Origin of the sequence: Methanoregula sp. (assembly GCF_052325125.1) — an archaeon.
GTDB lineage: Archaea > Halobacteriota > Methanomicrobia > Methanomicrobiales > Methanospirillaceae > Methanoregula.
This window is the reverse complement of the sequence record NZ_JBKQWO010000024.1, coordinates 1-9,193: the sequence shown is the minus strand read 5'-3', so window position 1 is coordinate 9,193 and position 9,193 is coordinate 1. Positions and strand designations below refer to the sequence as shown.

The 9,193-nt window shown below is 58.0% G+C and carries 5 protein-coding genes and 1 pseudogene; 3 read left to right on the top strand and 3 right to left on the bottom strand.

The annotated features are described in order from the left end of the window. From ACLQMU_RS06140 to cobN, 3 genes and pseudogenes are all read right to left on the bottom strand, one after another. Nucleotides 1-197 (bottom strand): annotated as a pseudogene (locus tag ACLQMU_RS06140) (ABC transporter permease); the annotation flags it as partial. Further along, complete coding sequence (locus ACLQMU_RS06135; protein WP_422176468.1) at nucleotides 194-1,150, bottom strand: ATP-binding cassette domain-containing protein; 957 nt, start codon at nucleotides 1,148-1,150, stop codon at nucleotides 194-196. The pseudogene ACLQMU_RS06140 and the gene ACLQMU_RS06135, both read right to left, overlap by 4 nt. Continuing rightward, complete coding sequence (gene cobN / locus ACLQMU_RS06130) at nucleotides 1,147-4,989, bottom strand: cobaltochelatase subunit CobN (protein WP_424719072.1); 3,843 nt, start codon at nucleotides 4,987-4,989, stop codon at nucleotides 1,147-1,149. The genes ACLQMU_RS06135 and cobN overlap by 4 nt, the downstream gene beginning before the upstream one ends. A 231-nt stretch (nucleotides 4,990-5,220) precedes the next feature. On the opposite strand from cobN, the gene ACLQMU_RS06125 reads away from it, so the two are divergent. From ACLQMU_RS06125 to ACLQMU_RS06115, 3 genes are all read left to right on the top strand, one after another. Beyond that, a complete protein-coding gene (locus tag ACLQMU_RS06125; RefSeq protein WP_443673612.1) occupies nucleotides 5,221-7,170 on the top strand; it encodes a putative cobaltochelatase in 1,950 nt (649 codons plus the stop codon). A gap of 72 nt (nucleotides 7,171-7,242) precedes the next feature. Continuing rightward, nucleotides 7,243-8,415, top strand: coding sequence for a FecCD family ABC transporter permease (locus ACLQMU_RS06120; RefSeq protein ID WP_443673611.1), 1,173 nt, complete (start codon nucleotides 7,243-7,245; stop codon nucleotides 8,413-8,415). 13 nt (nucleotides 8,416-8,428) lie between these two features. Beyond that, nucleotides 8,429-9,193, top strand: a 765-nt coding sequence (locus ACLQMU_RS06115; RefSeq protein WP_443673610.1) for an ABC transporter ATP-binding protein, incomplete at its 3' end; no start/stop codon positions are given.

Sequence of the window (9,193 nt, the reverse complement as noted above, 5' to 3'; positions counted from 1 at the left end):
AGCGAGGACGAGAGCATGGTCATGACGAGAATGCCCGGCGTGATAAAGTCCAGGTAATTGCCGGTGAAACTGACCGGCAGGGCAAGCCCCACAAAGATCAGCCAGGCCGCCGGCATGACGAGCATGGACACGACCGAGACCGGGCTGCGGAACCACTTGATCATATCCCGCGCGATATAATCTTTTACACCTCTCATTTCCGCCTCCGTAACATCGTTCTGAACTGCTGGTAGTCGAAATGCCCGGGCTCTTCGGCAGTCCCCACCGCGTGGAGGAAGACATCGTCGAGGGTCGGCTCCCGCATTGAGAGGGACGTGACCATAATCCCCTGTGTTTCAAGCGCACGAGCGATAAGCGGCATCGCCTCCCGGCCATTGTCTGCGGTAAACGTAATCTCGCCGTTCATCTGACCGACGCACCGGACTCCGCCAATCTCGACCGGGCCCGGGGAGCCGGAGACCTTTGCCGTGATCACGTCCTTTTCCAGTTGTGCCTTCAATGCGGCAGGTGTGTCGAGTGCCACGATCGCGCCCCTGCTGATGATCCCGACCCGGTCGCAGAACTGGTCGGCCTCGTCCATGTAGTGCGTGGTGACAAAGATCGTCATGCCATTTTTCCGCAACTGCCTGATGTGCTCCCAGATCTTTTTCCGTGCCGTCACATCGAGCCCGATGGTGGGTTCATCCAGGAAAAGGACGTCCGGTTCGTGCACGAGCGCCTGTGCGAGCTCCAGCCGGCGCCGCATCCCTCCCGAGTACGTCCGGATCAGGTCATCGGCCCGGTCAGACAGTTCCATGATCGCGAGCACCTCATCGGTTGTTTCCTTCGGGTTTGCGATCCCGTAGAGCCGGGCGAAGAGGAGGACATTCTCCCGCCCGGTCAGTTTGATGTCGACGGCCATGTCCTGCGGCACGTAACTTAACCGTTTTCGTACTTCCTCTCCCTCCCGCACGACATCGTGCCCGCAGATCGCGGCGCTTCCCTCGGTCGGGCGGAGCAGGGTCGTGAGCATCAGCACCGTTGTCGTCTTGCCGGATCCATTGGGCCCCAAGAGGGCGAAGATCTCGTTATTCACCAACAGGGACAGGTGGTCGACTGCGCAGAGTTTGTCGTAATATTTTGTCAGGCCGTTTGTCTCGATTGCGTTCATAGTCCTCCTCGTTTTATCGCATGTTCCGGGGCCCCCGAATGTTTAGCATGGACTTTTGCGAGGATCCTGTCCATGGAATCTCCCCATGAGGTCATATCATCTTTTGTGACAATGTCCACATTGCCACCTTGATAATCTCCCTCACCGGCGAGGTCTTCCATCCACGACTCGACCTCAAGGTAATTCCTTTTGAGTTCCTCCAGCACCTGCTCATCTGCATCCCAGAGCCCGCGCTGCTCGGCTTCGAGGAGCCGGCGGGCAATCTCCTCAAGGGCATACGGGTTCTTTTCCTCGAAAAATTTCCGCATCTCCGCGTTATTGACAAAGGTCTTCGCGATGTCATCGAAGATCCAGTCATCTACTTCCTGTGTCGCGGCCTCCCAGCCGTACACCCGGGTGATGCGCTTCATCATGTCTGCTGCACCCTTGTACCCGTGCTCTTTCATCCCGTCGATCCATTTCGGGTTCAGCAGTTTTGTCCGCACGACGCGCCGGATCTCATCGGCGAGATCCCGGACCTCGACGTGTTCCGGTTCCCGGGTATCGCCGTAGTACGGCTTTACCTCGTTTCCGGAATAATGGCGGGCGGCGGCGGTCATCCCTCCCATCGTGCCGAAATAGCAGCAGCAGCCGAGAAGGTCGTACTCATCGGACTGGACCTTGTTGAACGTGACCGCGACGGTCGAGAGGTTTTGTGCCAGCTGTTCGTGGGCGGCGGCACCGCTTGTCTCTTTCCCGTACGCGTAACCGTTCCACGCAACGAAGATATCTGCAAGGTCAGACTCCGTCTTCCACGCGCTCGCGAGGACCGCAAGGTTCACGCCGTTCCCGTACGTGTTCGGCTTTGAGGAGAAGACCCGGTACGTGGCATCGCGGAAACTTACACCTTCGGTTTCCATTGCGGCCCGGGCATGCTTGCGCACGAAGTTCTGTTCCGGCGGTTCATCGAGTGCGGCGACTGCCTGGACTGCCTCGTCCACGAGTTCGTAGCAGTTCGAAAAGTTATCGCGGAGGATCCCGGACGACCTGACCGTGACATCGATCCGGGGCCGGCCGAGTTTTTCGAGTGGCACAATGGTAAATGATTTTACCTGGCCGTTCGCAAGCCAGACCGGTTCGACCCCGAGAAGCCAGAGGATCTCGGCATACATCTCGCCATCCGAGGACATTATATCGCTGGCCATCCAGTAGAATCCGACATTCTCGGGGAGTTTTCCCTCTTCGCGGGTGTATTTTTCGAGCAGGGCGTCGCTGAGACGTTGTCCCACGCGCCACGCGGCCCGGGTCGGGGCTTGGTAAGGGTCGAGCGAGTAAAAGTTTCTCCCGGTCGGCAGCACCTCGTCATGGCCCCGGGTGACAAGGCCCGATGGCCCTGACGGGATGTACTTCCCGTCAAACCCGGCAAGGAGCGCATCGATCTCTTTTGATGCCCCCAGTCTCCGGTCGATATCGAGGATCCGGGTGCGAAGACCGTTGAGCACCTGTACCTGCTCGGGAGTAATCGGCCGGGAAAATATCTGGTCGGGGGAGAGCAGCGATCCGTTCAGCACGGCCCGGATGAATTGCTTTGCACCGCGGTCGGTTTTTTCCAGTAGCGCCCCGTACGACAGGCCTACCGTTTCGGAGAACCGGTCCTGGTGGGAGAGAAGATCGGACAGGTCAAGGCCAAACACCCCGGCAACGGCGCGGCGGAGCGAGCCATCGCCGGTATCGAACCGGAGGATAGAGAAGATAAATTCGACCCGTTTTTCCCCTTCCGGGAGCTCGCCGAGAATGTGCATCCCGATCGCGATCTGCGTGTTCCGAATTTTTGAGAGCGTCTCGTGTGCCCGGCTCACCACATCCGTGAGGGGCAGGTCGTGGGTGAGGTGCATGTCCTTATCGAGGTTTGCCGCTGTCACCGCATCGATTATCAGGTGCTGGAGGGCGTGTGCCCGGACCGGGTCGTTCTTTGCCGTCTCGTACTGGCCGAGCAGGTGCTCCAGTTCTTCGAGTTCCCCATACAACCCGCTGCCGGCAAGAACGGTCTGCATGTAATCGACAAGTACCGCATAGCCCCGGCGTTTTGCAATGGTTCCTTCGGGCGGATTGTCTGCATTGTACACGTACAGGAACGGGACATCGCCGGTCACTACGTCCGGGAAACACTCTTCCGAGAGGCCGATACCTTTTCCCGGCAGGAACTCTAAGTTCCCGTGGGTCCCGACCTGCACGATCACATCCGCCCCGAAAATATCCTCGATCCAGTGGTAGGTCGCAAGGTACTGGTGCGGCGGCGGGCAGTCCGGGTCGTGGAGGATCTTGCAGACCTGCCCGTCGCACCGGGCGCCAAAGCACCCACGCTTGGGCTGGACATGCACGGTCGCATTTCCGAACGAGAGCCCGGTGACGAGAAGGTTCCCATTGTACACCATCCCGACGCCGGGAGGTGTGCCCCATGTTGCGTTCACCCGCTCCTGCACGGACGCGGGGAGCGTGGCAAACCATGCGCCGTACGTGGCCGAGTCCATCTGCATGAGCGCCCCGCCCTTTGCCACGATATCGTCAACGGTCGTCCACCGGAATTCGGAGACCGCCTTGTGTTCCATAATCCGGTCGATGAGTTCTTTTCCTGAGGCCGGGGGCTCGACTGCATATCCCGCCTCTTTCATGCTTGAAAGGATCCGGGCGACGCTTTCGAGCGAATCGAGATGGGTGGCGGCACCGATATTGGCGTCAGCGTTCGCGCAGGGGTTGTTGTTGAGGATGAAAGCGACTTTGCGTTCGCCCACCGGTTTTTTTGCAAGGGCGATCCATTTTTTCACCCGGACGGCAACTTTCCTGCAACGGTCCGGGAGCGGCTCGCGGGGTTTTTCGCCATCCGCACTACTGCTGCCGGCACCGATATAGACCGGCTCGATTGTACCTTCGAACTCCGGCATCGCAACCGCCCAGCCGGTATCAAGCGTGAGCCCGGACGATTCGCGCCATTGTTCGAGCGATTTGTACGAGGAGATGATGGGGGAGAAGACCGGGATGCCAAGCCGGGTGAGGAGGCCGGTCCCTCTCGCGGCGGCCGTTTTCCCGTAGTGGCCCTCTTCAGAGGATGTACCCAGCAGGAAGGGGATGAGCTTGACGATGGCGTCGACCTCGGGGTGGCCATCCGGGGCGAGATATTCTTCCACAACGCGGGCCATGCCTTTTGCGCCGAGCGTGTCGTCGCGGATAGAGTACGTGAAGACCGGGATCACGTTGAGGCCGGCTGCTTCAAGGGCGCGGATCAGGGCGTCCTCGATCGCACAGTTGGACGAGGCCCAGGAGACCCGGGAGAAGAGAACCGCCACCCACGGCCCCTCGCATGCACGCGGGGCGTACCATGCCCGGTAGTCTCCGGCATTGAGGAAGACTTCCGGCGCGTCAGGATGATAGAGGCCGTCCCACGGGACCGCGAGCGGAGGTTCAACGGGAACGTCCTGACTAAAGACCACCTTCCCGATATACCGCAGGAGATTCCTGAAATTTTCATCGCCGTTATTGGTCAGGTAGGTCTGGCACGTAGCGACGATGGAGGTATCTACGGTCGAGAGACCCCACGTGAGGGGGTCGGTACCGAGGCAGATGACCGGCACGGTTTTCCGGATCTCTTTTACCTCCCTGTCCAGTTGCTCCCAGAACATATCCGAGGTATGGTACAGCAGTACCACATCAGATGTCCGCATCGCCGCAAGGACATCGTCCATTTTTTCCGGGTTGTCTTCAAGTACCCGGTTCGGGAAGATGCGGAGCGTGCAGCCGGTCGCTGCCGCTGCACGTTTGAGTATCGGGGCATAGGATCCCCACATGACTGCGGTAATGATCATAGTATTTTTGATTCTCCCCAGATCCGGCCGCTGCCGGTTGAGCAGCCGTCGTTACAGGCTGCGTCTCTCTCGTGGTGGCTATGGTATTTTTCCTGTTTGCGTATAACGAATATTTAAAAATTTAACACGAGATTGTAATAGAATTTAAAAATGAAATATTTAATACACTATGAAATGATATTCTGGTTAAAAGTTCATCACAATTTCAATATTTTTATACGGTGACATACAATGCATCACTTCGATGAGATCTACCCGTTTTCAGCGATAGTCGGCCAGGAGCAGATGAAAAAGGCGCTCCTCTTGAACGCGATCAACCCAAAGATCGGCGGTGTCCTGATCAAGGGGGAGAAGGGGACGGCAAAATCCACGGCAGCCCGGGCCCTTGCGCACCTGCTCCCGGACCGGTTGGTGGTGGAAGGATGTACCTTCGGCTGCGATCCGGTAGACAAAAAGGCAATGTGTCTTGACTGCCAGAAAAAATTCCCGGCCTTAAAGACGGTATCTGCAAAAATGCGGGTGGTCGAACTGCCCATCAGCGCCACCGAGGACAAGGTCGTGGGCAGCCTCGACATCGAACATGCGTTAAAAACCGGTGAGAAAAAGTTCGAGCCCGGCATCCTTGCGCAGGCCAACCGGAACATCCTGTACGTGGACGAAGTGAACCTCTTAAACGATCATATTGTCGATGTCCTTCTCGATGCCGCCGCGATGGGGATGAACTTCATCGAGCGCGAGGGGGTCTCCTATGTTCACCCGTCCGCGTTCATCCTGATCGGCACGATGAACCCTGAAGAGGGGGAACTGCGCCCCCAGCTGCTCGACAGGTTCGGGCTCTGCGTGGATATCGTCGGGATCCACGATGCAGAGACCCGGGTCGAAGTGATCCGGCGGCGTAAGAAGTACGAAGACACACCGGAGGAGTTTATCCGGGCGTGGGAGCCCTCTGAACAGGAACTGCGTGAACGCATCGTCCGTGCGCAGAAACTCCTGCCCGAGGTAACTGTTTCTGACGATATGTTCACCATGATCGCGCAGATCTGCATCGACATGGCCGTGGACGGGCACCGGGCTGATATCACGATGATGAAGACGGCGGCAACGATTGCAGCGTACAATAACCGGACCGAAGTGAACGAAGACGATATACGGGAAGCGGCTGCCCTCGTCCTCACCCACCGGATGCGCCGCCGGCCGTTCTCCGAACAGCAGATGGACCAGCAGAAGATGGAACAGTCCATCGAGAAATCACAAAAAGATCGCAAGCAGCCGCAGCATGAGCACGAGCATCCCCACAACCCGCAGCCGCAGGAGAGCCAGGCCCCGGATGGATCGACCACCACGCAGTTTGCGGAAGGCTCGCCGTTCAAACTTAACCGGCAGCCGCTTGCAGTCGCCCGGAGGATTGATTCGTTCCGGCGCGAGGGAAACGGCCGGAGGAGCGTGACCGAATCCCGGGACGGAAAATATGTGCGGAGCCGGATCCCGGAGACTCCCGGCCCTGATATCGCACTTGATGCAACGATCCGTGCAGCTGCACCACATCAGCGGGGGCGGGAGGGAGCACTTGCGGTAAAAATTGAACCATCCGACCTGCGCGAGAAAGTCCGGGAGCGCAAAATGGGAAACACGGTTCTTTTTGTAGTCGATGCAAGCGGCAGCATGGGTGCGCAACAGCGGATGACCGCAGTCAAGGGTGCAATCCTTTCGCTCCTGATCGATGCCTACCAGAAACGCGACCGGGTCGGCCTCGTGATATTCCGGGGAAAAGGGGCCGAAGTGCTCCTGCCCCCGACATCGAGTGTGGAACTCGCAAGGAAATACATGCAGACGCTTCCCGTCGGGGGAAAGACGCCGCTTGCCCACGGGCTCTCACGGGGTTTCGAGGTACTCCAGCGGGAACTTGCGATAAACCACCATACCATTCCCCGGATGATCCTGATCTCTGACGGGAAGGCGAACGTGAGCATGGGTTCCGGGTCTCCCATTGATGATGCAAAGGAGGTTGCGGCCCATATCCGGGACGCAGGAATCTCATCGTTTGTGATCGATTCCGAGCAGAGTTTCATCACCTTTGGCCTTGCGCATACCCTCTCGGATGAACTCGGGGCAAAGTACCTCAGGCTTGAAGATCTTCAGGCTGAACAGATTGCCGAGCTCGTGAAAGGAATCGGGATGTAAATGAATGTCCTGTCACGGTTTGCACCGTGGGTCTGTTTTCCTGACAGCATCCGGTAAACAAAGAGGATTTCCTTGCCAGATATCACACAGACCGATGCGGCCCCGCCATCCACGGTTCATTCCCTGTACAAAGCAGGAAGCGGACGGCGTATCACGCTTATTGTTTTCCTCCTGCTCCTCCTGATCGCAGCGGCGATTTTCTCGGCGGGGATTGGCACGGTTGCCATCTCGCCGGAGGATTCGGTCTTATCGGTTGCCCATGCGTGTGCTGTTTCCGTCCAGAATTTCCTGCACACGTATCTCCCTGCCGTGGGGGCATGGTATGATTCGATTCCCTTTACGATCCCGTCTCCTTCAAACCCGCAGGCAGAACTGATCGTGATCGGGTTCCGGCTCCCGAGAATTATCCTTGCGATCCTTACCGGCATCAGCCTTGCGGTTGCCGGGACGGTGATGCAGGGACTGCTCAGGAACCCGCTCGTGGACCCGTTCATGCTGGGACTATCTTCGGCGGCAGCATTCGGGGCGGCCGTAGCTATTGTGATTGGGCCTGGTATCCTCGGGGGACTCGTTCTCATCGGCAGTAACTCCTTTATCATTATCCTGGCATTTTTCTTCGGCTGGCTCTCGATGCTCCTTGTCTACGGGATCTCGCGGGCGCGGGGCGTAAACCAGGCAACGCTCATCCTTTCCGGTGTGGTCATCGGCTACATCTTCTCGGCAGGGCTTATCTTTCTCCAGTATATCACCAACAACGACCAGCTGCGCGATCTGGTGGTCTGGCTGATGGGGGGGATGTGGGGTGCCAGCTGGAGTGCGGTGCTGCTCCTCATCCCGCTCACCCTGATTCCGTTTATCCTTCTCGAACGAATGTCCTGGGACTTAAACGCCATTGCTGCCGGGGATGACGTGGCAAAGAACCTCGGCATCAATGTGAACCGGCTGCGCCTCTCGGGTCTTATGATCTCGACGTTCGCCGCATCGTGCTGCCTCGCATTCACGGGCATTATCGGTTTCATCGGCCTGATGGGGCCGCATATCTGCCGCATGATCATCGGCAATGATCACCGGTACCTGATCCCGTGTTCCGGGCTGATGGGAGCGGTGATTCTCCTGATATCCGATACTGCGGCAAGAACGGTGATGAGCCCGGTAGAGATACCGGTAGGAGTCATCATGTACGTGATCGGAGGATTGTTCTTCCTCTTTTTGATCATGAGAGCGCGGGGCCGGGGGTTGTACTAACCGGGAGTTGTGTATGGAACTTGTCATTGATCAGATCTCCAAGGCTTACGGGCAGCAATGGGTACTTGACAACGTGTCCTTTAAGATGGGTGACGGAGAGATCGTCGCCCTCGTGGGGCCAAACGGCTCCGGCAAATCGACGCTGATAAAAACGCTCGCCACCATCCTTGATCCGACCGCAGGCACGATCACCCTTGACGGAAAAGAAATCCGCAATATCGATCCCACCGAGTTGGCAAAACGGGTGGGCTATGTTCCGCAGAGTTTCTCCTATACGCTTTATTCAACCGTTTTTGAGACGGTCCTGATGGGCCGACGAAGGTATATCACGTGGTCGGTGTCGGACGAGGAACTGTCAAGGGTCCAGCAGGCTCTTGACGCCCTTGAGATGGGAGACCTTGCCGGCAAGTTCATGGATGAACTTTCGGGAGGCGAGCGGCAGAAGGTCTTCATCGCCCGGGCGCTTGCCCAGGACCCGCAGGTGTTTTTGTTTGACGAACCCACGAGCGCCCTCGACATCCGGTACCAGATCGAGGTCATGGAGACGATGCGCCGGATCACCCGGGAACAGAAGTCGTCCATGATCGTCGCCGTCCATGATCTTAACCTCGCGTACAGGTACGCTGATGCGGTGGTTGTACTCAACCGGGGGAAGATGATCGGGTACGGAAAACCGCAGGATATCCTGACGCCCGACTGCATCCGTTCCGTGTACAGCGTCGATTCATTTGCCATAGAGAACGAGTTCGGGAAATTCATCGTACCGTTCCGGGCCCGG

Excerpts from the sequence above, each read along its gene's own strand:
- ACLQMU_RS06135 (WP_422176468.1), bottom strand. The coding sequence starts at position 1,150 with ATGAACGCAATCGAGACAAACGGCCTGACAAAATATTACGACAAACTC.
- cobN (WP_424719072.1), bottom strand. The coding sequence starts at position 4,989 with ATGATCATTACCGCAGTCATGTGGGGATCCTATGCCCCGATACTCAAA.
- ACLQMU_RS06125 (WP_443673612.1), top strand. The coding sequence starts at position 5,221 with ATGCATCACTTCGATGAGATCTACCCGTTTTCAGCGATAGTCGGCCAG.